Below are 25,246 nucleotides of genomic sequence, written 5' to 3'. Positions count from 1 at the left end.
ATGGTCATCAGCCATTCGCTTTGAGGATTTTTTTAGCTTATGCTTCTTGCACGATATTTTGTGGGTTACCTTCGATAAAAGCGCGTGTATTTTCAAATGCAATTTCTGCACGTAATACCATGGCTTCATCAGATAGGAAACCGACATGTGGTGTTAAAACAGCGTTTTTAGCATGTAATAATGGGTAATTAGCTGCCAATGGTGGCTCACCGTCAAAGACATCAATACCAGCACCAGCAATTTTACCTTCATTCAATAAATCAGCAAGCGCTGCATTATCGATGATCGGTCCGCGAGCAACGTTAATAATGATAGCTGTTTCTTTCATTAGGGCTAATTTTTCACGGTTCAAAAGATGTTTCGTTGAATCGTTTAAAGGTAAGTGTACAGATACGATATCTGCAGTTTTTAGCAATTCATCTAATGTAACAAGCTCGATACCTACCTCTTTGGCTTCTGCTTTTTCTGAACGGTTGTAACCAATCAATTTGGCACCAAATGCTTTAAATAATTTCGCAGTTTCAATACCAATGTTACCAGTACCTACGATACCGACTGTTTTACCTTTGATTTCTAAACCTTGGAAAGGGCCTGGGAAATCGCCTTGACGAATATCAGCGTTGCCTTTAGAAATTCCACGGAAGACATCTAAAGTTAAACCAATCGCTAATTCAGCAACCGCAGTTGTTGCGTAACCAGAAGCATTGGCAATGGCAATCCCTTGTTCCTTTGAAGCTTTGCTATCTACGTGGTCCACCCCAGTGAAGGCAACATTGATCAATTTTGTATTGTCCAACTTTTCAATAACCTCAGCCGGTAGTGGGTTATTCGCAATCATCACAATATCTGCATCTTTCGCACGTGCATATAATTCAGCCGGATCAGTCGTTTTCTCACCATAATAGGTAAATTCATGACCTGCGTCTATCAAAGGTTGTGCAAGCTCCTCAATGCGAGATTCAGGCACGCGTAATGGTTCCAGTAATGCGATTTTCATGTAATCTTCCTTTCGCTACAAATTGTTCTATCAAAATGATTAGATACATTCACTATATCGCAAGGCGCCAACAAATTCAAACGTTTGACTGTAAGGGCTTTTATGTCACAATATACTTACATATGGAAAAAGAAAGGTCGTGGGCGAATATGATTCTACTTGGTACAGAAATTACTTTCATTTTTGAGAGTACATCACTGAAAGATAAACGGCGAATCATTCAAAGTTTGATGACGAAAGTTGGCCGAGTCTACGGTGTCTCAATCGCCGAAACTGCGGATCAAGATATACTCAATCAAGCGACACTTGGTTTAGGTATTGTATCAAACAGTATGGTCCATGCGGAAAAGATGTTACAACAGGCAATGGATTATTGCGAAGACCATTATCCAATCGAAATTATTCGCATTACTTGGTACGAGTAATTATGCATTTTCAATCAGTTTAGTCAAAGCAGTTACAAAATGTTTACGGTCTTCGTCAGTAAAAGGTTTGGGTCCTTTGGTGTGTATTTTATGCTTACGCATCTGTTGACCTTCGTACCGTTGAGCTAGTAAACGGTCAATATTCCATTCTGTATAGACCATACCTGATTGATGAATCACCGTGGCTTTAGCCATAGCAAGAGAGGCTAGACCATAATCTTGGGTGACTAGAATGTCGCCAGGAGATAAAAGGGACATGATTTTAAAATCGGCGGCATCTGCTCCTTGATCGACGTAAACTGTTTCGACGAAGTCAGGCGTGTCTTTATTAGAATAATGGTCGATGGAAGTCACTAATACAACTGGGATGCCGTAGTGGTTGGCGACTTGCATGGTTTCTTTTTTAGTGGGGCTGCCGTCCCCGTCAATAAATATTTTCATTGATAAGTGGTACTCCTTTTTGCATAGCGCATGTTAAATATACGCTTTTTTGGTAAAATAGTTTTATGATTAGCATAGCAATTTTGCGATGCGGGAGGAAGTGTATTTATGGCCTATAGACAACAAAATAATCGCCGGCCACACCTGGGAAAATCGTTAATAGGTTTCCCTAAAGATTATGTTATGGTGGATATTGAAACGACTGGATTGAAGTCTTATGAAGATGAAATCCTTGAATTATCAGCGATTCGTGTGCGTGATAATCAAATTGAACGGACATTTTCTAGTTTGATTCAACCGACTAGACCGATTTCGAGTTTTATCACGCGTTTGACAGGTATTAGTAATTTTATGGTTGCGACGGCGCCAACAATGGATCAAGTGCTGCCAACTTTTCTGGATTTCCTGCGAGATGATATCATAGTGGGATACAATGTGAATTTTGATTTGGGCTTTATTTATGCCACGGCTGTAAAATTATACAATTTTCCTGTGCGTAATGATTACATTGATGTTTTACCGATGGCGCGAAAATTAGTGCATGCGACGGAAAATCATAAATTAGGTACCATGGCGAAATTTTATGATGTGTCTTACGAAGGTGCTCACCGTGGTTTAACAGACTGTTTCATTACGATTGAGGTCATGAATCATTTGCATCAAGATGCTTTGATAGAATATGGCACTGAGCAAGATTTCAAACAATCCTTTTACCGAAAATCTTATCCGAAACGTGTCAATGTAGATGATTTGAAACCACAAACAACAGATTTTAATCCGGATCATCCTTTATTTGATAAGATTGTGGTGTTTTCTGGCGACTTGGTGAAAATGACGCGAGAATCAGCCATGCAAGCAGCCCTGGATAAAGGTGCTAATCTAGGTAAATCTGTCACATTAAAAACGGATTATTTGATTGTATCGCAAAAGGATTTAAATGCGAGCAAAAAATCCACCAAGTTCAAAAAAGCAGAAGAATACGCCAATCGCGGTGAGAAAATAAAAATTATTGCCGAAAAAACGTTCCTAATGCTATTAGACATGGACTAACCATTAGATATGAAAAGGCTGGCCAAGAAAATTGGTCCAGCCTTTTTTGCTTTAATTTTTAGAAAATGCGAAACAGTTTTTGTCACACTTTATCGAAAACGACTCCCAAAACCAGCATTGACTGCGTTTCAGAAAATTCTATCAACCCCAAAGTACGGGTTTGCTGTTCATTTTCTTCCAACGGTTCAATGCTAAACGGTTTTTGTCACACTTTATCCTTTAGGGCCGTGTTTTTGAATAACATCATCATATTTCACAACTAAGTCATGGCCTTTTTCTGTTGTGGTATAGGCGATTAATGGCATTTGCGGTGCTAAATCTTCTTCAGAAATTTTGCTCGCAACAAATTTGATTAATTCGTCTTTTTTCATACTTGAGTATCCACTTAGCCCAGCATTTTTCAAGATTTTTTTTAAGGTACCGGCATTTACCAAATATAAAGCTTCTTTAGCACTCATTTGGTAGGCATAGCCTTCATCAATTAAACGTGCTAAATCAGTTTCGGCATCAATACCATAAATATATTCAAAGTATCTTGGAATTGCAGAATCAGTCGTAAATGTCCCTAGATCCAAACGCCAAAGAAGGATGATGTGACCAGGCAGTAGGCCATCTTCATTGCGTTCCATATTGCGTTTCGGCACTAGGTGTTCTTTTTGCACGTCGAGTTTTGCCATAAAGGTATCAACGTCACGGTTAGGGTTAATGTAAGGTGTTTCAGGATATTCCTGGTATAGGCGTTCAATTGTTTTCAAATCAGTCATTATAACTCCTTAAAATAATTGTGTCTTTCTTATAGTATAAGTTGCAAAAGGGATTAAAACAAGTTTACACTAAGAGTAATAAAGACTTTAAAGGGGGCATTCCATGGAAATTCAACCAATAGGTACAATCCATACAGCATTCACAGAAAAATTTGGTATTCCAAGACAAAGCATGGTTGTAAAAGCAGCAAAAGGCGTAATTCATTTCGAACCGCCTTATGACCAGGCTGAGTACTTCAAGGGAATTGAGCAATTTTCTCACTTATGGATTTTATGGCATTTTTCAGAACAAAAAGGTCGCGCTACGAAAGCTACGGTCCGTCCGCCACGACTTGGTGGGAATGTCCGTGTGGGTGTATTTGCTTCTCGGTCTCCATACCGTCCGAATCAAATCGCTATGTCTTCAGTACAATTAGATGCTGTTCATACGGATGAACAAGGAAAGGTTACGTTAGAAGTTTCCGGTGTAGATATGTTGGATGGCACACCAATTTTAGATGTGAAACCTTATATCAAAACGGACATTCATGAGGATGCAAAATCAGCTTATGTTGATTCAGTAGATTGGACACAACTCGATGTTGAAATATCTGATGAACTCCTGAATCAAATTCCAGAATATTTACGTGATCAATTGATTGAAGTATTAGCGCAAGATCCACGACCACGCACACAAACAGACGTAAATCGTATGTATGGTATGCGTTTTGGTGATTTTGATGTCCACTTTAAAGTCAATACAGGTATTTTAAAGGTTATTAAAATTACTGGTCATGGCAATGATTAGGAGGTAATTGGATGAAGATTTTACAGTACTATTTAACGGATGATACGGATAGAACTCGTGTCGGTATTTATACCAAATCCGGAATTATTGATTTAGGTAATGCTACGCAAACATTGGGTATATATGTGCCAAATCATTTGAAAACGATTATGAATGGCGATTTTCAAGTGCAGTTAGAGGAAATTGAAAATTATTATATCCATCATTCACATGAAGTGACATTTTTAGATGAGTCAGACATTATTTATGCGCCAATAGTGGCTCACCCTGAAAAGATTGTTTGTGTCGGTTTAAATTACCATGATCATGTAAGTGAAAGTGGTTTAGGTGATGATCCAGAAGAACCAATTCTTTTTTCAAAATTTAACAATGCCTTAGCCGCCAACGAACAAGTGATTCCTTTAACGGGTCATGGGGAACAATATGACTACGAAGGTGAGTTAGTAGTTGTAATCGGTAAAGCTGGAAAGAACATTGATCCTGAAGATGCCTTAGATTATGTATATGGTTATTCAATTGGAAATGACGTTTCAGTGCGTGATTTACAATTTAAATCTGGGCAATGGTTAATTGGGAAAACAAATGACTTCTCTGCGCCGGTAGGGCCTTATATTACAACTAAGGATGAAGTTGACGTTCAAAATTTAACGATTCAAACTTTACGTAATGGTGAAATGGTCCAATCGGCTAATACAAGTCAAATGATTTTTGATGTGCCTGCCATTATTGCCTACATCTCAAAATTCATGACCTTACAAATAGGGGATATCATTTTAACGGGTACGCCATCAGGTGTTGTACTTGGATACGATGAAGACAAACAAGATTGGTTAAATGCTGGCGATGAAATTATCATTTCAATCGAAGGGTTAGGCAGTCTAACGAATACATTTGAAATTAGTGAAGATTAGCTTTATAGAAAGACCAGTAGCTTAGGCGTGCTGGTCTTTTTCGCATATATTCAAAACTTTGTATTATTTTGTACATTATTATATTTGAGGTATAATTAAGTCACTATAAAAGAAGGAGTTGTTTTAGTATGGTTTGGATTATTATTATCGCCATCATTGCAGTAATTATTTTTTGGGGAATCGGAGCTTATAATAAATTCGTTCAAGCCAAAGAAATGGTTTCAAATGCCATGGCGCAAATTGCAGCACAAGTAGAATCTCGTTGGGATGCCTTAACAAATTTAATTTCAGCAACGAAACAATATCAAACACATGAATATGAAACATTAACAAAAATTGTTGAAGCGCGTTCAAACGTGTCAAAAGATTCATCTGTTAAAGATGTTGAAAAAGACGATGCAGCCTTCAATCAAGCAATGAAAGCTATTAATGTAGTGGTAGAACAATACCCTAACTTAAAAGCTTCAGAAGTTTACCAATCTACTATGAACTCAGTAAATACATATGAAAACAACGTGCGTCAATCACGTATGGTGTTCAATGATACCGTTACTAAATACAACCGTTTAATCAAAACATTCCCGAATTCTGTTATTGCTGGCTTTACAGGATTCCAACCAGCGGATTACTTTGAAAACTCAGCGGAAAAAGCGGAGATGCCTCAATGGTAAAAAAACATCAAAAAGCTATTACATTGCTAATAGCCTTTGGTGCTTTACTGTTATTTTGGGTGAATCCACAAGCAGTCTTTGCGAATGAAATTAATGCCATCGATGTAGATGTACAATTACAAGCAGATGGTTCCGCATTGATTACAGAAAAATGGGATATGAGTCTAGATGAAGGTACAGAAGTCTACAAAGGGTTAAATCTTGAAGATGTGCAAGAAATCTCAGATTTTACCGTTTCAATGGATGGTCAAGCATTTACGTACAATGATGCTTGGGATATAGATGATTCCTTTGATGATAAGGCTGGAACTTATGGTCAAAATACCAATGAATTAAATTGGGGGATCACATCTTACGGTGACCATGTATACACTGTATCCTACAAGATTTCTAATTTCATCACCCAGACATCGACAGATCAAATGGTTTATTGGCAATTTATCAACTCTGATTTATCACCTTCACCAGAATCTGTTACGGTGAATATTTCTAGTGATACACAAAAAATGAATTACGAAGATAATCGTGTGTGGGCCTTTGGTTTTGAAGGTAAAGTAGATATCACTGAAGATGGTGTTGTTACAGCTACAAGTTCTTCACCACTAGCAGCGGAAAATTTTGTCACCATTTTATTACGAATTCCGGATGGTACTTACGCAACAGAATTTATCTTTGAGGATCGTACTTTTGATTCCTTTGTAGAACAAGCATTTGAAGGATCTTCATATAACTACGAGGACTACGACCCAAATGCTACATATGAAGATTTACAAGAAATGAATGGTGCCCAAGGTGCCGATACTTCAATCCCAACATCCACGAAAATTGTATTCGGTGCTATCGCTGTTGGGGCGGTGGGTGCTTTAGGTGCCGGTACTGTTGCTTTTGGTAAATATTTATCACGTCAAAAAAAATATCGAGCATATTACCCATCTTTAGCTGAAATGGAAAAAAGGACTGATGGTCAATATTACCGTCAAGCACCAACAGAAAATGTTTTCCAAACTTATGTCATCATGGATCAATTGATTGAAAATGATGATGATTTAAGACAAAACTATATAACGGCAAGTATTTTATATCTGGTTAAGCATGGTTATATCACCATTCGCGAGGAAGAAGTAAAAGGTTTATTCCGTAAACAGGACCAAGCCATCATCTATATTCAAAAAGCGGATGACCCGGATGTACCTGCTGCTCGATTACTCAAATTGATGCGACATGTTGCAGATAAGAGTGGCCGTGTGACACAATCAGGTTTCTCTGAATATGTCGAAAAAAATTATAAACAAATCGAAAAATTTGAACGAGAGTTAACAGATTATTCTATGGCTTATTTACGTGCTAATGGCTACGTAGAAAATGGTATTAAAGCAAAACCCGCGAAAGAGAAAACGGATTTTGACATTGCCCAAGAAACAGCCGATGTGCCGTATACTGATAAAGGTTTTGAATTACGTGACAATCTAGTAAAATTTAAGAATTATTTGAAAGATTTCTCTTTATTAAATGAGCGTTCAACAACTGAAGTCGGACTATGGGATGAATTAATGATCTATGCGGGTGCTTTCGGTATTGCGGATGAAGTGGAAGCTGAATTTAAAAAAATCTATCCTGAATATACCGAAGTCTCAACATACTCAAATGTACCATTCTTCTACTATGCTTACTTTGGATCTATGATGAACCGTTCTTATACCGATGGACATACTGCTGCTACGGCTGCAGCATCATCTGGTGGTGGGGGATTCTCAAGCCTAGGTGGTGGGGGTGGCTCCTTCGGTGGTGGCGGAGGCGGCGGTGTTCGCTAAACCACTTATACACTTTTTTATAATATAGTTTAGTACAAACATTGTTTTAAAACAGCCAGTTGAATTATGACTGGCTGTTTTTTTGCGAATATTGAAGTTTCGATTAGAGAAATTTACATAATATTTACAATGATACGTTTATGACTGACATAGAATGTACGGGTTTAGAGAATACGCTTTCTCATGAACTTAATTTTTAGACATGAAAATTCATGACAAATGTCATGATTTATCCTAATCCGTATTTTTCGAACCCGTTTCGTGATATATTACCGTCCATGGATAACTGAATTTTTGGTTATTTGATTTAAAAATAAATTTCGATGGAGATGGGAGCTATGAAATTTGGGAGACGTTTATTAGTACTTATCACTACAATCACTTCGACGATTTATATTATTTGGAGGCTCACAAGTACCTTACCATTCGGTTTTGGATGGTTTGCATGGTTTTGCGCAGTATTTTTAATTAGTGTTGAATTGATGGGCTATTTTGAAATGATTGTCCATTTTTACCAATTATCAAATCCTTTAGTATTAAAAAATCTACCTGTGATTCCAGACAAAGACTATCCACATGTCGATATTTTCATTTCTACCTATAACGAACCAGAAGATCTTCTATATAAAACAATAAATGGTTGTTTGAATATGGAATATCCAGATAAAAGTAAAGTCCATATTTATCTTTGTGACGATGGCCATAGAGAATCCATGGGCGAGTTAGCAAGAAAAATGGGCGTTACCCATTTAGTCAGAGATACACATCAAGATGCAAAAGCAGGCAATTTAAATTTTGCCATGTCAGTTACTACTTCCCCTTATATTGTCACATTTGACGCAGACATGATTCCTCGACGACAGTTCTTATTAAGAACAATTCCATATTTTGTTGAAAATGAAAAAATTGGTTTTATTCAAATCCCTCAAACGTTTTATAATCCCGACTTATTTCAATTTAATCTATTTGCAGAAAAATCGATTCCTAGTGAACAAGATTATTTTTACCGTGATGTACAAGTCATGCGGAATAAATCTAATTCAGTTATTTATGGTGGTACCAATACAATTCTTTCTCGTGAGGCTTTAGAGGCAGCTGGTGGTTTTTTCACGGGCGTAATCACAGAAGACTTTGCAACTGGTATGAAAATTCAAGCTGCAGGTTATGAATCCTATGCTATTGATGAACCCTTAGCTGTTGGTATGGCACCAGAAGATCTGAAAAGTCTGATAAGTCAACGGAAACGTTGGGCACGGGGATGCATTCAAACAGGGAAACGAATCCATATTTTGTTTATGAAAGGTTTCTCTTGGGCACAAAAAGTATCTTATCTCACTTCGATTACTTATTGGTTTGGACCATTAAAACAATTGTCATACGTTATGGCGCCAATATTATACGTGTTCTTCAATGTTATTATCGTAAAAACAACTTTGCTACAAGTATTAATGTTTTGGCTACCTATGTATTTGTTTAATAACTATACGCTGAAAAAACTATCAGGAAATATTCGTGTTACACGATTAACTTATGTATATGACATGATTCTCTTTCCGTCTTTATTGCCAGCCGTAATTATGGAAACAATTGGTATTTCTCAACGAACTTTCCAAGTTACAAGAAAAGATGGTAAAGATAAAATAGCAGGTAGTGATCGTGATTATCGCATACGTGCAGCAATTCCGCATGTTATCTTAGCGATTTTGAGTTTTATTGGTATTTGTCTTGCAGTTCGTCAAACATTTTTACAACCGACAGAAGCATATATCATTATCGTGTTTTGGTTGCTAGTAAATTTATACAATTTGATGATGTCGATTTTCTTTATGATGGGTCGTCAAACCAGTCGAAAATTTGATCGCTTTTTTGCGGAAGAAGATTGTTTAATTACTTTTGATAATCAAGTCATTCGAGCGAAAACTTTTGATTTGTCAGAGCAAGGTGTTGCCGTACGCCTACCGTTTCCTGAATGGATTCCAACCGATGAGGATGTTCACTTACAAATAAAGACGCCTTATTATGATAGCAAGTTAACGGGTCGTGTGGTGAATGTATTTGAAATTGGCGATGCTTGGCATTTTGCTTTCATGGTAGACGCGGATACAGAAGATGATTATGCAGACTACATGCAAATTATCTATGACCGTCAACATACTTTGCCTCTATTCATTGGCAAAGATTATTCTAGTTTAGCTACTCTTGTTGCAAACGTTAAAGGGCATTTAGTAACTACGAAACATTTTAGTCGAAAATTACCACAAATGGTTGTGAATAGACGTGTGAAAACAAATCTGGGACAAGAAGCCGTGATACAAGATTTCAACTATCAATTTGTGACACTTGATTTCACTGATAATACACGATTGCCAAGAGAAATCATCTTAGAAGATGGTGGATTTCAATTTATCTGTCAACGAAAAGAAATGATCAGTAATGAAAATTTAGGTGTATATGAAATTACAAATTATCAAGAATTAGTTCATCATCCGAAATTCCAATCCTTAATTCAAAGTTGGTTGGTGATTCAGAAAGAACAAGTCGCTGAAACAAATGAATTTAGACATGAATTGAATCAATATTTGACGCAGGCCAAGAGAATTTCGTAGGGGGCGATCATATGAAATGGAATCAAATAAAACAGATTTTTTATTGTATCGTCTCTATATGGCTATTTTCCATTTTTTTTGTTAATAATGTTTGGGCAACTGAAACAGCAGTGAGTATTCAAGATGTCCAAACTTGGGATAATGGTGCGGAATTCAACATAACGAATGATGGCGAGAATCAAGTTTTGCTAACTGCTGAAGCACAAGAAGGTTTGCCAGAAGATCAAGGGGTAGTGTCATTGTTCCTATACCAACCTGAAGAGCGAAATATCAAAAGTTTTGATGCGGTGTCATTTTATGTTGAAAACCATTTGGATCAAGAATTACCAATTAATTTAACAATTAATATTAATGAAAGTGAAGAAAATTCTTTTCAAATCCCAGCAAATAAACCAGCCTGGTTGAAAGCAAAAAATAGTGATGAACTACAGTCTTTAGTCAGTAGTGATGAGGGATTTATGATACCTGGTGATTTTGTGGGGGAAGTTTATATACCGCTTGAAAGTTTTAAGGCGGATGCAGAATCAAATCCTTTTCAAACAATCGTTACAATTGGTTTGAATTTTTCACTTACTGAAAAAGTGCATAATGTAAACGCAAAGCTGGGAAATGTAAATTTTTTATCAAAGAGTAAGACAGACCAACAAGTCATTGTGGGTGTAAATACAACCAAAGAAATTACCGTACCCATGCAAGGAACTAAAATTATTGAGTTTGGTGATCTCAACTCGAATAATGTATCTAATGCTGATTCACTTAAAAGTTTTGAAGTGGTGGAAAATGTGACAGGTGTCAATATATCTGAAAATGGCACCTTGAATATTACGCCCCAAGCACCAGTGAATCAAGATCTGACGGTGAAAATTGTCGATCAAGGTACTGGTACTTTCGCTGAGGAGACAGTGCATTTAGATAAAATGTCTGACAATGATATGTCAAAAGCATTACCCATCTCTAGAGATGTTTTAAGCTACAGTACAAAAATTTCCAGATGGTTAAATGAATATATTTGGATTATTCGAATTACCATATTTATATGTGTAGTTGTAGCCTTGGAAGCATTTGGTCAGTGGTTAACCCTTGATCATAAATATTTGAGAGATAGTCGAAATTTGATGCAAGAAACCTTGGCTTGGAAAAGGAGGATGAGATAAATGGCTTTTTCAAGTATCGTATTTCTACTCTACTATTTACCAGTCACTTTGATTTTATATTTTGCATTCTCTTTTTCAAAAACGATGCAGAATATTATCTTAATTGTTTTAGGCTTGTTCTTTTATGCGTGGGGACAGCCGCAGTATCTCATCTTGTTCATTGGCACAATACTATTCAACTATATCATCGGTATATTGATGACGCGAAACCTTCGCTTGCACTGGGTAAAGAAAACTTTCTTCATCATCGGTTTAGCTGGTAATTTAAGCTTATTAATATGGATGAAGTACACACCCTTATTTTCAGCAAGTTTAAATACACTCACGTCTGGGACGATACCAGTTTTAGAATGGATATTACCAATCGGTATTTCATTTTATATTTTTTCTGGTATTTCTTATTTGGTAGATACATGGACGCAAAAGACAACTGTTGAAGTCAATTTTATTTCACTATCCCTGTATTTTTCTTTTTTTCCTAAACTCATGCAGGGACCAGTTGTTCTATATCGAGATTTTGTTCATCAAGATTACCAACGTAAAACAACTTTGAGAGGCATCACAAACGGTGTATGTCGCTTTATTGTTGGATTAAGTAAAAAGGTGTTAATTTCAAATCAAATGGGGATCGTTACGGACCGTGTTTTTGAAATTAATGCGATGGAAGAATCCTCTATTCTACTTGCTTGGTTAGGTATATTAGCCTATGCACTTCAAATATACTTTGATTTTTCTGGCTATTCTGATATGGCGATTGGGTTAGCGCAAATCATGGGATTTGAGCTACCAGAAAATTTCAATTACCCATACATATCAAAATCAATCGGTGAATTCTGGCGTAGATGGCATATCACCTTGGGGCGTTTTTTCAGAGAGTATGTGTATTTCCCTTTAGGTGGATCCCGTGTTGGTAATCAGGACATCATTATTCAAAATATGGCAGTTGTATGGATTTTAACGGGTTTGTGGCATGGTTCAAACTGGAATTTTCTAATCTGGGGCATATGGAATTTTATCTTTATTGCTTTGGAGAGACTATTTGATTTTGAAAATACAAAAATCCGAGCTTCATTTAAACATATATATGCGATATTTGTAATTTTGATGGGATGGGTGCTATTTAGATCCAGTTCAGTTTCTGAAGCTGGCGCCTACTATGCATCTATGTTTAACTTCTTCGAGTATCCAATCATTAATCATTATTTCTGGTTGTTTATTAAAGAATTCTTCGTATTCTTTATAGTTGGCATCTTCTTCTCGATGCCGATAGCGCCAATGATTAATAAATGGTTTGAAGAAGGAATCATATTAAGGATATTTGTTTCTCCAAACAAGGTTTATCCAGTTCACCATTTAAATGAATATCCTCGGCTGAAATGGGTGTTTGAGTTAGCTTATCCATTTGTTTTAATGCTGTTATTTGCTGCATCTTATGCCTACTTAATAAACGGTTCTTATACGTCCTTTATTTACTTCCAATTTTAGAAAGAGGTGGCTTCGATGAAATTGAATAAAAAATTTATCACAAGCATAACCTTTTTCTTGGCCTTATTTGGATTGGCAGCGATTAATATCTCTGAAAATTATGATGAGTTCGATGAATCATTAACAGGATATTTTTCAAGTAACCCAGTGGGACGGACAAGTTTAACGGATTATGTAGCGCAGGTGAATGACTTTATGAATGAGAATGTACCTTTCCGATATGAATTCTTCGATGCATATGGGTACATCCAAAAACTAATGTTTAAAAAAGAATTTAACAATTTTACAGTAGTTGAAGCGGAAAATGGGCAACTTTTTTACACCTATTTCACTACAGGACCTAATAGTACAAGTAAAATTGCTTCCCGAATGTCAAGGTTGGCTGAAGCTGCAGAAAAAACAGGTGCGCAAACTTTGTATCTGATGACGCCAGATAAATTTGAACCAGGTGTAACTACATTTGAAGTTGGTATGCCATACAATTATGCAAATGAAACTGCAGATCAATTCTTAAGCCAAATGGACGCTTATGGTGTAAATACAATTGACTTCCGGCAATTGATGGCGGAAGAAGATATGCATTCAACAGATGCTTTTTACAATACAGACCATCACTGGAAAATTGAAACGGCTTTTTGGGCTTTTACTGAGTTAGCAAAAATTTTGGAAAGTGACTATCAGTACGATTTTAAAAATATTGACTATGCAACGAATCTAGAAAATTATAATAAGTTAGTTTATGAGGACGCGTACTTGGGTTCTATGGGACGTAGTGTTGGGCAACTGTATACAAGTCCCGAAGATATCTCCATCATATATCCTAAATTTGAAACCAATTATTTTGTATACCAGCAATCAGGAGATGTTGAAGAAACCAAAGAAGGACCATTTGAAGAGTCAATGTTAAGCAAGGAAATTTTACTCGGTAATGATGGTAAATATGCTGCGACTTCTGATAAATATTTCACCTATTTAAACGGTAACCCAGGAATTGAACAAATTCAAAATTTTGATAATCCTGATGGTCCAAAAGTTTTATTTATTAAAGACTCGTTAATTGTGCCGGTGGCAGCCTTCTTTGCTTACGGAGCAAGTCAAACAACCTTGGTTGACCGGAGATATTTTGAGGGCAATATCGAAGATATCGTTGCTGAAGGTGATTATGACTATATTTTTGTAACGTACTCACCGTTAAACTTAACAGAAGAATTTTTCCCATTCTATGATAATACGGAAGGAGTGAATGATGATGCAGGATAGTTATGAATTGCGTCGTAGTTGGTTTGGTACATATAAAACTGATGATGTTCAAGCATATTTGGATGACTTATATATTGAAATTGAAAAATATTTGAGTGATCTAGCCAGAGATACGGAAGAGGTTCAAGCTGAGAATGAAATTTTACGTCAATTTATAGCTGACTCGAATATTTTGGATGAAGGAATTACACTCCCAGAAGTACATAAATTGGCCCCTTCTGAGTGGCCAGCCTTACCTATAGGAAGGTTCAAAATCACCGGAAATGGTGACTTTGAAGCGGAGAATTTACCTAACATTGAGAAAAATAAAGAAATTCATAAAAAAATCCTTAGTTTTTACTCTAATAATTCTGAAAAAAGTGGTATGATAGCGCCAACAAGAGGTATTGACGCGAAGGAAAATTTGTTTGAAATTATGCATGAAAATAATAGTAATGCTAATACCAAAGATAACTCGCTGAATAATGATGAATTTAGTGAAAATATGCCTACAGATTTACAAATCGAATTGGCAGAATTAAAAAGTGCAAATGTTTCATTACAGGCACAATTAGATTTTGCAAATAAGCTACTACGCGATGTATACAAATAAAGTAACAAAATTTTACCAATTAGCTAATATTGACAGATTTATTTTCATAAGGTAAATTTATACGGAAAAGCTTTGAATTGGGATTATAATTCAATTAAGTAGAGACTATATTGGAAAGGAGGATAAAATGTTTGTAAATGTATTAGCGAATATGGTCGTGATTTTTCTCGATATCTATGTTGTATGGCGAATGCGGTATAGCGGAACAAATAGAAAATCCATAATAGAAGATAGAAATCTTTTTATTTTGGCACAGACAATAACGGGTATTTGTTTGCTAGCATTTTCTTTTACAGTTGATGGTGTTCGATTCGACTTTAGGGGCGTCCTCTTTGCCTATTCTATGGTCTATCTTGGTAAAGAAATTACTTTTCCAACTATTGTACTTGTCGCAATTTCCCGTTTCTTCTTCGGAGATTTAACAGTTTCTGTTGTAGGGTTAGGGGTATTACTTGTATTCATTCTAGTGAATATGCGTTTTTTCCAAAGAATCCAGGAAAGATTCAGTACATTGGTTCAAATGTGGTTTTTGGCTGTATTAACGATCGTTTTATATATGCCACTTGCATTACTTAAAATTGATAATGCTTGGCCAATCTTGCGCTGATATGGATTATTGATTTTGTTTGCTAGTATTTTTGTTTGGCTGATTAGCAACTTTACAGATGATCTCAATGATCTCTATGAAACATCTGTCCGGGATGGGCTAACAACCTTATATAATTCAAGAAAGTTAGAAGAAGATTTAAGAAAAATTTCAGATAACAATTCGTCCTATTCTATACTCATTTTAGATGTTGATAATTTTAAGAAATTAAATGATACCTATGGACATACGATAGGGGATAAAGCATTAGAAGAAATTGGTGTAATATTCAATAAACTCAAAAATGAATTATTTGATTATTATCGATACGGTGGGGAAGAATTTGTCGCCATCGTATTTGACTGCACTGGTGAAAAAACCTTGAAGTTGGCGGACGATATCCATTCTTCATTGAAGGAAATGCCACTTGTATCACATGAAGGCAATGACATTCCAGTAACTGTTTCTATAGGGATTGCACACCGTAAACCTCACGAAGACATGCGTGTGACATTAAGGCGCGCTGATGAGGCTTTATATCGTGCTAAACGCGAAGGAAAGAATCGCACTGTTGCAAGCGACGATGGTTTAAATTTCGATTATTTGAACTTTGATTAATCGAAAATGTTAAGTGAAAAATAACAATTACGAAAGACATTGAATTCTGTTCAATGTCTTTTCTGTTCCGCAAATTAAAACTAAAAAGTTTGATTTAAAACAATTTTAAAATGTTTAAAATGAATCTTGGACTAAAGATTGATACAATGGAAGAGGTAAATGTGTATATTTTTAAGATAAATATGTGAGATACACAAAATTATGGAAAAATGAGGGAAAAATATGAATGATAAAAAAACATCTGGCTTATCAGCAGATTGGTTTGTCCGTGTATTAAAAGGGGCAGCAGTAGGTATTGGTGGTATTCTACCAGGGTTATCAGGTGGGGTTTTAGCCGTTATCTTTGGTTTATACGATCAAATTATTAACTTCTTAGCGAATCCATTTAAAGCATTTTGGAAAAATATCCGTTATTTCCTACCAGTAGGTATTGGTTTTGCCATCGGTATTCTGATTTTTTCAATCTTCGTTGAAAAAGCTTTTGGACAATATGCAGCTATTTTTATTACATTATTTATTGGATTTGTGATTGGTACCTTACCTTCTTTATTCAAAACGGCAGGTGAGCAAGGACGTAACAAAACTGATTGGATTATTTTAGTTGTGACAGCAATTGTCATATTCGCAATTATGTTCTTTGGTGAACAAGCTGTAACCCAAGTACAACCTTCAATTTTAGCTTGGTTCTTCTCAGGTGCTTTAATTGGTTTAGGGGTTATCGTGCCTGGTATGAGCCCAAGTAACTTCTTAATTTACTTTGGTTTATATGACAAAATGGCAGCTGGTATTGCAGCTTTAGATTTCTCAGTAATTATTCCATTAGGTATTGGTGGTTTACTATGTGTGTTAGGTTTAGCAAAAGGTGCTGAATGGGCATTTAACCACTATTACTCAAAAATGTATCACTTCATCTTGGGTACTGTAATTGGTTCTTCTATCGCTTTGTTCCCAACACAAGTATTCCCAAGCTTTTCAGCTGAAGGTTTAGCAACATCTGGTTTATCATTTACAACTACATTGATTTGGTGTTTAGTTGCCTTAGTAATTGGTACCATTTTCTCTTACCAATTCTCAAAATTTGAAGAAACAGTTGAGCGCGATTAAGCGTTCGCTATAAGGATAGGTGCATGCCTATCCTTTTTTTCTGCAGTTCAACAGGTAATCATTTTACTATTATCAAGCATTTCCTTATAATATAGGTTAATACAAATGATCTAGTAAAGGAGGCTACCATGACGAAACGCCAGCAAATTTTTGCACTACAAATCCAGAAAATAGCGGACTTGTATCAGCATTATCAGAATAATCCTTTTTCACCAACCATCGTACATGATTTACGTGTAGCCATTCGTTCACTACGTGCCTTAGTGCATTTTGTGAAAAAGAGAATGTCAGTCGAAGAATATGATCAAATTAACCAAAGCCTTGGTCAAGCTGCGCAAGTATTGGGTCCTTTACGCGAATTAGATGTGTTAGATGCGTACTGCAGCCAATACGCGGTGGACCATCCTACAATTTCAGATGCTTATTATCAATTGTTTAATACCTTTGCTAAGGATAGACGTATCGAAATGAATCGTACCTTCAACAAAACGAATCAGGCAAAGATAGCGGATGCTATCGAATTGAGTAAACAACTGTTGACGATGGACTTATTTGCCAATAAAAAAGATTGGCGCAAGTATACGGAAGCGCGCATGCAAGCAAGTGATGATAAGCTAGCAAAAGCTGTAGAAACAACGGATATGAATGACTACCAAGGCGTGCACAGTATTCGAAAACAAGCAAAAAAATTGAAATATGCAGCACATTTTTTTAATCCAACAGTTAAAAAGAATTTGGCTAAGTATGAACAACATGCTGGTGAAATTCAAAGTGATTTCGGGAAAATAACTGATAACCATGTGAATTATCAACTCTTGACAGATTATGCGGAAAAGGTAAGTGAACCAGAACTACAGACCTTGTTATTGACTATTCGAGATGAAATACCTATGGATATTTAAGTATAAAAAAAAGACCTGAGCGAAAATTTGCTCAGGTCTTTTGTATATATAAACGTATTCTTAGATTTTTTCACTTGTGTAACGTGTTAAGAATGCTTTTGTACGTTCTTGTTTCGGCATGTCGATAATTTCTTTAGCTGGACCTTGTTCAACGATGACACCTTGGTCCATGAAGACGATGTTTGTTGATACATCACGGGCAAATGCCATTTCATGGGTAACGATAATCATTGTTAAACCTTCTTTAGCCAATTGTGTCATTGTTTCTAATACTTCACCAACCATTTCTGGGTCTAATGCAGATGTTGGTTCATCGAATAACAATACTTCTGGATCCATTGAAAGGGCACGAGCAATTGCGACACGTTGTTGTTGTCCACCAGATAATTGATCTGGACGCGCATCACGATAAGGTGCCATGCCAACTTTTTCCAAGTTTTTCAAGGCGATTGCTTCTGCTTCTTCTTTACTACGGCCTAGTAATTTGCGTTGACCAACAGTACAGTTTTCTAAAGCAGTGAAGTTTTTGAACAAGTTAAATGATTGGAATACCATACCTACCTGCGTACGGTATTTATTCACGTTGAATTTTGCATCTAAAATAGATTGACCATGGTATAAAATATCTCCACCAGTAGGATCTTCTAATAAGTTTAGGCAACGTAATAAAGTAGATTTACCAGATCCGGAAGAACCAATGATTGAGGTTACTTGACCAGGACGAACTTGAAAATCAATATCACGTAATACTAAATTTTCACCAAAGCGTTTTTCCAAATGTTGGACATTTAGAATTAAGTTATCTTGAGTTTGCATGTGTTAACCTCCTATAGTTCTTCTTGGTTTGCTGCTGTAGTGCTTGATTGGTAAACATGGTAGTTCTTTTTACCAGTCATTTTGTTTTCGATTAAGTTCAATACACGTGTTGTTGTAAAGGTTAATACGAAGTAAATAATCGCTGTAATTAAGAATGTTTGGAAGGTTAAGTAAGTAGAACCTGCCGCTGATTTTGTTACGAAGAACAATTCGGTTACGGCGATAACATTCAATACTGATGTATCTTTAATGTTAATAACAAATTCATTACCTAAAGCTGGTAAGATTGAACGGATAGCTTGAGGTAATACAATAGTTGTCATTGTTTGGTAGTGGTTCATACCAATTGCTCGAGCTGCTTCACTTTGTCCTTTATCAACTGATTTAATACCACCACGGATAACCTCAGCAAGATATGCACCTGTGTTAATTGAAACGATTAACAAGGCAGCAGTCATTGTAGACATTTGCACATTGAAGAATAGACGTGAACCATAGAAAATCATCATGGCTTGAACCATCATTGGTGTACCACGGAAGATTTCGATGTATGCTGCAATTATAAAATCAAAAATCTTGTAGAAGATGTAACCAACTGGTTGGTGGTCACGACGTACGATTAATGAACGGTAAATTGCAATTAATAAACCAATAATGAAACCTAAAATTGTTGAAGTAAGGGCGATAAACATTGTTGTAATGGCACCTTGGATAAATTGAGAACCATAAGTGTTCCAAATACCTGCGACTTCAGCCCAGAAGCCAGTACTTTCACCACGAACATTTAAGTTTACCATGTCTTCCATTAATTGATCACGAGTTGCTGTTGGGATAGTCGCCAAAGCATCGTTGATCATTGGTGTTAATGGTGAATCTTTACGTGCAGCAACAGCGATATCAGATGTAACTTCACCTAAATCAAAACCTTGACCGGCTGCAAATTCCACATATGTTAAAGCTGGGTTAGCAGCAACAGCGGCCATGGCACCTGGTTTTTCAGAAACGTATGCATCAATTGTTCCGGATGTTAAAGCGGTAATCATTGTTGGGAATGAATCTAAAGCAGTTGCTTGATCTACATCAGGAATTTGTGAAATTAGATCATAATGGAAAGTATTTAGCTGTCCAGTTACAGTAGCACCAGAGAAATCAGTTAATGCAGAAGCATCAGCATATTCGCCGTCAGCAGTTGTTACTAAGACAATATCAGAAGAGTAGTAAGAATCTGAGAAGTCCATTTGTTCCAAACGTTCAGGTGTTGGTGACATACCTGCGATGATTACATCAATCATACCTGATTCAAGTGCAGGTGGAAGACCGTCCCATTCTAATTTAACAATCTCTAAGTCCAAGCCTAGCGCGTCTGCTAAACGTTTCGCAATTTGCACATCATACCCATTGGCATATTCGCCTTCAGAGTTTGAGATGGCTACAGCGCCGTCAGCATTTGTTGTTTGTGACCAGTTGAATGGCGCATAGTTGGCTTCCATCCCAACACGCAAGACACCATCTTGGTCTAGTCCTTCTGCCAATGCAGCCTCATCAATTTCAATTGAAGTCGCTGTTGCACTCGCTTGAACAACTGATGATAGTGGGCCAACGATTGCAAATAATATTGTGAAAAGTGCAATTAGCAATGTTTGCCAACTTTTTTTGTTGAATAATTCTTTCATAAATTTTCCTCCTCTTTGTATAGAAAAAAGCCTCTACAGCAATTAATTGCAATAGAGGCTCCCTTTATTTACCTACTTCACTAATGAAACAGTAACTTACAGGATAGCGCATCACTTGGTGTAGTGACAGTCATAAGTATATTTTACTTATGCCCAACATTCTAACTTGGGGTTAAAACATTTCGGCGAATTTTCCTTTCCATACCCTCATTGCTCCCGCTCCGGCATGTACTGATAATCTTCGCACCTCTATCTCAATATTGGTTCCTATAATACACGACTTCTCATTAAAAGTCTTGCTTTTCTCATTAAGAATTTGATGAGAAAAAATCTAACATGGTCATTTTGGGCTTGTGCCAATGGCTAGGTCTAGTCATTTTACTGGATAAATGGTAAAATATTTAAGATTATGAATTCAAGAAAGCCAGTATCATTCTGGTGAAGAAAGAATTAGAAATTTGGAGTGACTAAAATGTCGAATAATGAAGAGAAGAATAGAGTAACAGCTAAATTAGGAATCCACAAATTTACCATTCGGAGCCATAAATCGAGCGAACATATTCAACAAGTTAGTCGTGATATCAACCAATATTTAAGTGACATCGAAAAACACAATCCAGCCATGAGCTTGGAAGAAATGGCCTTATTAGTGTCTTTAAATATTCAATCCGATAACTTAGATCTACAAGCACAAGTAGATGCTATGGCCAAAGAAAATGCGGATCTCTTAGTCAGAATTAAATCTTTAGAACATACAATGGGGACATTAGTGAAAGAAATTGCCCAAATCGAAAAAGATAAGATTCAAAAGGAACAAGAAGAAAAACTTGCAAAAGCACAAGCTAGCCAAGTGAAAAAAGCACCGGCGCGCAAAACTGCCACAGCACCAACTAAAAAACAAACGCCTGTAAAACAACAAGATGTAGTCGTAACAAAGGAAGCAGCAGAAGCTGTGAATGATTTGGAAAAACTACAACAACCAAGCTTAAAATCTGGTGTTCAAATTGCATCAAATCAATTGGGCCGTTTACGTCAAACACCACGATCATAGATTTTATTGGGTATAACACAGATGGAGGACAAGCATGTTAGGATTTTTGATTATTGTATTTTTTGTAATTAGCATTGCCGTGGGTGTATTTAAAGGCGCAATTCTCCAAGGAATTCATTTGCTTGGACTACTAGTTGGTTATTTTTTCGCAATTTTATTTTACGATAAGCTAGTAGATTTTGTGAGTTTATGGGTGCCATATGTAGGATTTGATATTGAAAATACTTTTACGTATTTCCCACAAAGCATCCTTCAAAATATGGATGTCATTTATTTTAGACTATGCGCGATGTTAATTATCATCCTAGCTACATGGATTGTCACAGAAATTATTGCTTACGTTTGTCGTAATGTGAAATTCTTGGCCATTGATGTTCCAGCAAATTTATTCTTGGGTGGTATTTTTGGATTTATTTCTGCATGGTTTTGGAGTTTCTTTATCCTTGCCTTTGCAAGTGTATTAACTTTCCAACCCGTTCAAGCGGCACTTGCTAATTCACAAATTGCTGATTTTATCATTCGTAACACACCGTTACTTTCACGCCAAGTGTTTAACTTACTCTTACAAGGAATTGGGTCTTTGCCTTTTTAAGCATTCCTGATTACCCTTAAATAACGCTTTATGCAAAAATAACAGCTGGTCTTTGTGCCAGCTATTTCCTTTTTACTAGAACGAAGGAGGACCCTCAGTGAATGAGAAAATTTATCAAACGTTAGAGTTTGAAAAAATCCAACAACAATTAGCCAAAGAAACAAGAACTGAAATTGGGCGTCATCAAGCCCTTCATTTAACACCCATGACAGATGCTACTCAAATTGAAGAAAGCTTACAAGCTGTTGATGATGTCAAACTTTTATTTGAAATGGACAAACGAATTCCAGTTAGTCAATTAATCAATATTAAACCTTACTTAAAACGCTTAGATATTGGTGCGGATTTAAATGGGAAAGAGTTAGCGGCTATTAGTCGTGTCTTGCGTGCATCTGGAGAAGTGGCAGCCTTTTTTAACAAACTTAGTGAAGACAAGGTTGAATTAAAGCAATTGTATAGTATTGCTGATGCCTTGATTGATTTACGTGAATTAATGCGTAAAATGCAAAACGCCATCGCGGATGACGGTAGTGTGTACGATCAAGCATCTGCTACCTTACATGGTTTACGCCAAGGCATTAAACGTGAAGAGGCGGGTATCCGTGTTAAATTAGATCAAATTATCCGCTCGAATAAGGCTTCTTATTTAAGTGAAGCCATCATTACGATTCGTAACAATCGTTTTGTTATTCCAGTAAAGCATGAATACCGAAACGCATTCGGTGGGGTTGTTCACGATCAATCTTCAAGTGGCCAAACCTTATATATTGAACCGCAAACGGTTTTAGATGCTAATAACCACTTACGTTCATTGCAAGTTGAAGAAGAGGAAGAAATTCGTCGTATTTTCCAAGAATTATCGGCTGATTTAGCGCCATATACTACGGAAATTGCGGAAAATAATCAACGTCTGGGCGATTTAGACTTAGTACAAGCTAAATTCCAATTTGCTAGAGAAATTGGGGCGACTAGACCGATTCTTGCTGCATCAAGTGCAGAATTAGACTTGATTCAAGCCAAACATCCATTACTTGATCCTAAAAAAGTTGTAGCAAATGACATTGCTTTTAGTGAAGTGTACAACATGATCTTGATTACTGGTCCAAATACTGGTGGTAAAACCATTACTTTAAAAACAGTTGGGTTAATTCAATTGATGGCGCAAGCTGGTTTATATATTACGGCAAAAGCAGAAAGCAAGGTTGCGGTATTTGAAGAAATCTTCGCGGATATCGGGGATGAACAATCCATTGAACAAAATCTATCTACTTTCTCAGGCCATATGACGAACATCATTCGTATTATTGAATCTGCTAATGATAAATCATTAGTTTTGATTGATGAGTTAGGTTCAGGGACTGACCCACAAGAGGGGGCGGCAATTGCAATTGCTATTTTAAACCGTTTTGCCTTTTTAGATGCAACTGTGATGGCAACAACCCATTATCCAGAATTAAAAACTTATGCTTACGAACATCCAACGGCAATAAATGCCTCAATGGAGTTTGATGAAAAAACCTTGCAACCAACTTATCAATTGTTAATTGGGGTGCCAGGTCGTTCGAATGCCTTTGATATTTCGCAACGATTAGGTTTAGCACCGGAAATTGTTGATGAGGCACGTTCGTACATCCAAGAAGAGAGTCAAAAATTAAATGATATGTTGCTAGATTTAGAAAATCAACGTCATGAATATGAAAATCTATCAGCTAAAGCAGCGAAAGACTTAGCGGATGCTGAAAACTTATTAAATGACTTGAAAACAGCACAAGCTCGTATGGAAGCAGATAAAGAAACGTATATGAACCGAGCGCGTAAAGAAGCGAATCAGGTGGTTGATGAAACCAAAGAAAAAGCTGATAAAATCCTGGCTGAAATTCGTGATTGGCAATTAAATCATCCAACAGTTGGTAATATCAAAGAGCATGAGATGATTGAAAAACAAACAGCTTTAGCTGGTTTAACCCAAGAAGAACAACAATTGAAGAAAAACAAAGTATTGCAAAAAGCCAAGAAAAATAAAGAACGTAAAGCAGAATTTGAGGTTGGCGATGAAGTAAACGTCCTAACTTATGGTCAACGCGGTACCTTAGTTGAAAAACGTGAAAATGATTGGGTTGTTCAAATGGGTATGCTGAAAATGGAAATTGCGGAAAAAGATTTATCTTTAGTAGAAGCAAAACCAGATAAACAAAGCCGTAATCATAGAGCTGGTATTAAAGCTAGTAAGGCTAAGGCTGTAGGAACGACGCTAGACCTTAGAGGTGAGCGTTATGAAGAAGCAATGATTCGCTTAAGTAACTTTATTGATTCTGCTTTGCTAGCAGGACACGGCCAAGTTACCATCATCCATGGGCACGGTACAGGTGCATTGCGGACGGGTGTTCAAAAATTCTTGAAGAAACATCCAAGCATCGTATCCTTTGAATTTGCACCATATAATATGGGTGGTAATGGGGCCACAATCGCCAAATTTAAAGCTTAAGTGTAGATTAAGGCTGGTACTTTTATAGTGAAAGCAAATTAATGTTAAAATTGGTCAAACGATGTTATAATGACCGCAAAGATGAAATAGGAGGAAACAAATTATGGTACAAGCAATTACAGATACAAACTTTAATACAGAAACAGATGAAGGTGTTGTTTTAGTAGACTTCTGGGCAACTTGGTGTGGTCCTTGTCGTATGCAATCTCCAATCGTTGAAGCATTAGATGACGAAATGGGTGACCAAGTGAAATTTGCTAAAATGGATGTTGATGACAACCCAGAAACAGCACGTCAATTTGGTATTATGTCTATCCCAACTTTAATGATCAAAAAAGACGGTAAAATCGTTGAACAATTAGTTGGTTACACACCAAAAGAAAACTTAGAAGAAATCTTAAACCGTTATATCTAATCAAAGTAAAAAGCCGTGTGATGGCAACTGTAGAGGCCCCCAAAAGTTAG

Annotated in this window: 24 protein-coding genes and 1 riboswitch; of the genes, 19 read left to right on the top strand and 5 right to left on the bottom strand. The window is 36.5% G+C overall.

Annotated elements, in window-relative coordinates; all coding sequences use genetic code 11:
* Positions 1 to 37: 37 nt before the first annotated feature.
* On the bottom strand, positions 38 to 997 hold the full coding sequence (locus EF384_RS06520; RefSeq protein ID WP_123780449.1) for a 2-hydroxyacid dehydrogenase: 960 nt from the start codon (positions 995 to 997) through the stop codon (positions 38 to 40).
* A 149-nt stretch (positions 998 to 1,146) separates the two neighbouring features.
* On the opposite strand from EF384_RS06520, the gene EF384_RS06515 reads away from it, so the two are divergent.
* Positions 1,147 to 1,422 (top strand): DUF503 domain-containing protein, encoded by a 276-nt coding sequence (locus tag EF384_RS06515; protein WP_123780477.1) that lies wholly within the window; start codon positions 1,147 to 1,149, stop codon positions 1,420 to 1,422.
* Here EF384_RS06515 and EF384_RS06510 read toward each other — a convergent pair whose 3' ends face one another.
* The gene (locus tag EF384_RS06510) at positions 1,423 to 1,863 is read right to left on the bottom strand and encodes a YaiI/YqxD family protein (protein WP_123780447.1); all 441 of its coding nucleotides are present in this window, start codon (positions 1,861 to 1,863) and stop codon (positions 1,423 to 1,425) included. It lies immediately after the preceding gene.
* A 108-nt stretch (positions 1,864 to 1,971) separates the two neighbouring features.
* Here EF384_RS06510 and EF384_RS06505 point away from each other — a divergent pair, with 108 nt between their 5' ends.
* Positions 1,972 to 2,913, top strand: a complete 942-nt coding sequence (locus EF384_RS06505; protein WP_123780445.1) for an exonuclease domain-containing protein — start codon at positions 1,972 to 1,974, stop codon at positions 2,911 to 2,913.
* Between the two features lie 212 nt (positions 2,914 to 3,125).
* Here the strand turns inward: EF384_RS06505 and EF384_RS06500 are convergent, their stop codons facing one another.
* Positions 3,126 to 3,677, bottom strand: coding sequence for a hypothetical protein (locus EF384_RS06500; protein WP_123780443.1), 552 nt, complete (start codon positions 3,675 to 3,677; stop codon positions 3,126 to 3,128).
* A 103-nt stretch (positions 3,678 to 3,780) separates the two neighbouring features.
* Here EF384_RS06500 and tsaA point away from each other — a divergent pair, with 103 nt between their 5' ends.
* From tsaA to EF384_RS06440, 13 genes are all read left to right on the top strand, one after another.
* The gene (gene tsaA / locus EF384_RS06495) at positions 3,781 to 4,464 is read left to right on the top strand and encodes a tRNA (N6-threonylcarbamoyladenosine(37)-N6)-methyltransferase TrmO (protein ID WP_123780441.1); all 684 of its coding nucleotides are present in this window, start codon (positions 3,781 to 3,783) and stop codon (positions 4,462 to 4,464) included.
* Positions 4,465 to 4,475: 11 nt separating this feature from the next.
* Positions 4,476 to 5,375, top strand: coding sequence for a fumarylacetoacetate hydrolase family protein (locus tag EF384_RS06490; protein ID WP_123780439.1), 900 nt, complete (start codon positions 4,476 to 4,478; stop codon positions 5,373 to 5,375).
* A gap of 128 nt (positions 5,376 to 5,503) precedes the next feature.
* Positions 5,504 to 6,046: a LemA family protein gene (locus EF384_RS06485; protein WP_123780437.1), complete on the top strand. Its 543-nt coding sequence runs from the start codon at positions 5,504 to 5,506 to the stop codon at positions 6,044 to 6,046.
* Positions 6,040 to 7,857 carry a DUF2207 family protein gene (locus tag EF384_RS06480; protein ID WP_123780435.1) on the top strand — a complete coding sequence of 606 codons (1,818 nt, stop codon included), beginning with the start codon at positions 6,040 to 6,042 and terminating at the stop codon, positions 7,855 to 7,857. The genes EF384_RS06485 and EF384_RS06480 overlap by 7 nt, the downstream gene beginning before the upstream one ends.
* Before the next feature lie 338 nt (positions 7,858 to 8,195).
* The gene (locus EF384_RS06475) at positions 8,196 to 10,463 is read left to right on the top strand and encodes a glycosyltransferase family 2 protein (protein WP_158607416.1); all 2,268 of its coding nucleotides are present in this window, start codon (positions 8,196 to 8,198) and stop codon (positions 10,461 to 10,463) included.
* A gap of 11 nt (positions 10,464 to 10,474) precedes the next feature.
* Positions 10,475 to 11,617, top strand: coding sequence for a hypothetical protein (locus tag EF384_RS06470; RefSeq protein ID WP_123780431.1), 1,143 nt, complete (start codon positions 10,475 to 10,477; stop codon positions 11,615 to 11,617).
* Positions 11,618 to 13,102: an MBOAT family O-acyltransferase gene (locus EF384_RS06465; protein ID WP_123780429.1), complete on the top strand. Its 1,485-nt coding sequence runs from the start codon at positions 11,618 to 11,620 to the stop codon at positions 13,100 to 13,102. It begins immediately after the preceding gene.
* 15 nt (positions 13,103 to 13,117) lie between these two features.
* Positions 13,118 to 14,362, top strand: a complete 1,245-nt coding sequence (locus tag EF384_RS06460) for an alginate O-acetyltransferase AlgX-related protein (RefSeq protein WP_123780427.1) — start codon at positions 13,118 to 13,120, stop codon at positions 14,360 to 14,362.
* Positions 14,349 to 14,954, top strand: coding sequence for a hypothetical protein (locus EF384_RS06455; protein ID WP_123780425.1), 606 nt, complete (start codon positions 14,349 to 14,351; stop codon positions 14,952 to 14,954). The genes EF384_RS06460 and EF384_RS06455 overlap by 14 nt, the downstream gene beginning before the upstream one ends.
* Positions 14,955 to 15,081: 127 nt before the next feature.
* Positions 15,082 to 15,561: a hypothetical protein gene (locus tag EF384_RS09845; RefSeq protein WP_233570061.1), complete on the top strand. Its 480-nt coding sequence runs from the start codon at positions 15,082 to 15,084 to the stop codon at positions 15,559 to 15,561.
* A gap of 15 nt (positions 15,562 to 15,576) precedes the next feature.
* A complete protein-coding gene (locus tag EF384_RS09840) occupies positions 15,577 to 16,158 on the top strand; it encodes a GGDEF domain-containing protein (RefSeq protein WP_233570060.1) in 582 nt (193 codons plus the stop codon).
* A 222-nt stretch (positions 16,159 to 16,380) separates the two neighbouring features.
* Positions 16,381 to 17,262, top strand: coding sequence for a DUF368 domain-containing protein (locus tag EF384_RS06445; protein WP_123780423.1), 882 nt, complete (start codon positions 16,381 to 16,383; stop codon positions 17,260 to 17,262).
* A 128-nt stretch (positions 17,263 to 17,390) separates the two neighbouring features.
* Positions 17,391 to 18,164, top strand: a complete 774-nt coding sequence (locus tag EF384_RS06440) for a CHAD domain-containing protein (protein WP_123780421.1) — start codon at positions 17,391 to 17,393, stop codon at positions 18,162 to 18,164.
* A 60-nt stretch (positions 18,165 to 18,224) separates the two neighbouring features.
* On the opposite strand, the gene EF384_RS06435 is transcribed toward EF384_RS06440, so the two are convergent.
* Both EF384_RS06435 and EF384_RS06430 read right to left on the bottom strand, forming a co-directional pair.
* The gene (locus EF384_RS06435; protein WP_123780419.1) at positions 18,225 to 18,980 is read right to left on the bottom strand and encodes an amino acid ABC transporter ATP-binding protein; all 756 of its coding nucleotides are present in this window, start codon (positions 18,978 to 18,980) and stop codon (positions 18,225 to 18,227) included.
* 11 nt (positions 18,981 to 18,991) lie between these two features.
* Positions 18,992 to 20,653 (bottom strand): ABC transporter substrate-binding protein/permease, encoded by a 1,662-nt coding sequence (locus tag EF384_RS06430; RefSeq protein ID WP_123780417.1) that lies wholly within the window; start codon positions 20,651 to 20,653, stop codon positions 18,992 to 18,994.
* Positions 20,654 to 20,749: 96 nt separating this feature from the next.
* Positions 20,750 to 20,913, bottom strand: a riboswitch (Lysine riboswitch).
* A gap of 212 nt (positions 20,914 to 21,125) precedes the next feature.
* On the opposite strand from EF384_RS06430, the gene EF384_RS06425 reads away from it, so the two are divergent.
* The 4 genes from EF384_RS06425 to trxA all read left to right on the top strand — a co-directional run bounded on the left by EF384_RS06425 (position 21,126) and on the right by trxA (position 25,196).
* Entirely contained in the window at positions 21,126 to 21,704 is a 579-nt protein-coding gene (locus EF384_RS06425; RefSeq protein ID WP_123780415.1) for a cell division protein ZapA, read from the top strand.
* A 34-nt stretch (positions 21,705 to 21,738) separates the two neighbouring features.
* Positions 21,739 to 22,296 carry a CvpA family protein gene (locus EF384_RS06420; RefSeq protein WP_123780413.1) on the top strand — a complete coding sequence of 186 codons (558 nt, stop codon included), beginning with the start codon at positions 21,739 to 21,741 and terminating at the stop codon, positions 22,294 to 22,296.
* Positions 22,297 to 22,393: 97 nt separating this feature from the next.
* The gene (locus EF384_RS06415) at positions 22,394 to 24,781 is read left to right on the top strand and encodes an endonuclease MutS2 (protein ID WP_123780411.1); all 2,388 of its coding nucleotides are present in this window, start codon (positions 22,394 to 22,396) and stop codon (positions 24,779 to 24,781) included.
* A 103-nt stretch (positions 24,782 to 24,884) separates the two neighbouring features.
* Positions 24,885 to 25,196, top strand: a complete 312-nt coding sequence (gene trxA / locus EF384_RS06410) for a thioredoxin (protein ID WP_123780409.1) — start codon at positions 24,885 to 24,887, stop codon at positions 25,194 to 25,196.
* Positions 25,197 to 25,246 lie beyond the last annotated feature (50 nt).

The organism is Aerococcus agrisoli, from assembly GCF_003797145.1.
In the GTDB taxonomy this organism is placed as follows: Bacteria; Bacillota; Bacilli; order Lactobacillales; family Aerococcaceae; genus Aerococcus; species Aerococcus agrisoli.
Note: the sequence above shows the minus strand (reverse complement) of the source record. Positions and strands in the feature narration are given on the sequence as shown.

Excerpts from the sequence above, each read along its gene's own strand:
- EF384_RS06520 (WP_123780449.1), bottom strand. The coding sequence starts at position 997 with ATGAAAATCGCATTACTGGAACCATTACGCGTGCCTGAATCTCGCATT.
- EF384_RS06515 (WP_123780477.1), top strand. The coding sequence starts at position 1,147 with ATGATTCTACTTGGTACAGAAATTACTTTCATTTTTGAGAGTACATCA.
- EF384_RS06510 (WP_123780447.1), bottom strand. The coding sequence starts at position 1,863 with ATGAAAATATTTATTGACGGGGACGGCAGCCCCACTAAAAAAGAAACC.
- EF384_RS06505 (WP_123780445.1), top strand. The coding sequence starts at position 1,972 with ATGGCCTATAGACAACAAAATAATCGCCGGCCACACCTGGGAAAATCG.
- EF384_RS06500 (WP_123780443.1), bottom strand. The coding sequence starts at position 3,677 with ATGACTGATTTGAAAACAATTGAACGCCTATACCAGGAATATCCTGAA.
- tsaA (WP_123780441.1), top strand. The coding sequence starts at position 3,781 with ATGGAAATTCAACCAATAGGTACAATCCATACAGCATTCACAGAAAAA.
- EF384_RS06490 (WP_123780439.1), top strand. The coding sequence starts at position 4,476 with ATGAAGATTTTACAGTACTATTTAACGGATGATACGGATAGAACTCGT.
- EF384_RS06485 (WP_123780437.1), top strand. The coding sequence starts at position 5,504 with ATGGTTTGGATTATTATTATCGCCATCATTGCAGTAATTATTTTTTGG.
- EF384_RS06480 (WP_123780435.1), top strand. The coding sequence starts at position 6,040 with ATGGTAAAAAAACATCAAAAAGCTATTACATTGCTAATAGCCTTTGGT.
- EF384_RS06475 (WP_158607416.1), top strand. The coding sequence starts at position 8,196 with ATGAAATTTGGGAGACGTTTATTAGTACTTATCACTACAATCACTTCG.
- EF384_RS06470 (WP_123780431.1), top strand. The coding sequence starts at position 10,475 with ATGAAATGGAATCAAATAAAACAGATTTTTTATTGTATCGTCTCTATA.
- EF384_RS06465 (WP_123780429.1), top strand. The coding sequence starts at position 11,618 with ATGGCTTTTTCAAGTATCGTATTTCTACTCTACTATTTACCAGTCACT.
- EF384_RS06460 (WP_123780427.1), top strand. The coding sequence starts at position 13,118 with ATGAAATTGAATAAAAAATTTATCACAAGCATAACCTTTTTCTTGGCC.
- EF384_RS06455 (WP_123780425.1), top strand. The coding sequence starts at position 14,349 with ATGATGCAGGATAGTTATGAATTGCGTCGTAGTTGGTTTGGTACATAT.
- EF384_RS09845 (WP_233570061.1), top strand. The coding sequence starts at position 15,082 with ATGTTTGTAAATGTATTAGCGAATATGGTCGTGATTTTTCTCGATATC.
- EF384_RS06445 (WP_123780423.1), top strand. The coding sequence starts at position 16,381 with ATGAATGATAAAAAAACATCTGGCTTATCAGCAGATTGGTTTGTCCGT.
- EF384_RS06440 (WP_123780421.1), top strand. The coding sequence starts at position 17,391 with ATGACGAAACGCCAGCAAATTTTTGCACTACAAATCCAGAAAATAGCG.
- EF384_RS06435 (WP_123780419.1), bottom strand. The coding sequence starts at position 18,980 with ATGCAAACTCAAGATAACTTAATTCTAAATGTCCAACATTTGGAAAAA.
- EF384_RS06430 (WP_123780417.1), bottom strand. The coding sequence starts at position 20,653 with ATGAAAGAATTATTCAACAAAAAAAGTTGGCAAACATTGCTAATTGCA.
- EF384_RS06425 (WP_123780415.1), top strand. The coding sequence starts at position 21,126 with ATGTCGAATAATGAAGAGAAGAATAGAGTAACAGCTAAATTAGGAATC.
- EF384_RS06420 (WP_123780413.1), top strand. The coding sequence starts at position 21,739 with ATGTTAGGATTTTTGATTATTGTATTTTTTGTAATTAGCATTGCCGTG.
- trxA (WP_123780409.1), top strand. The coding sequence starts at position 24,885 with ATGGTACAAGCAATTACAGATACAAACTTTAATACAGAAACAGATGAA.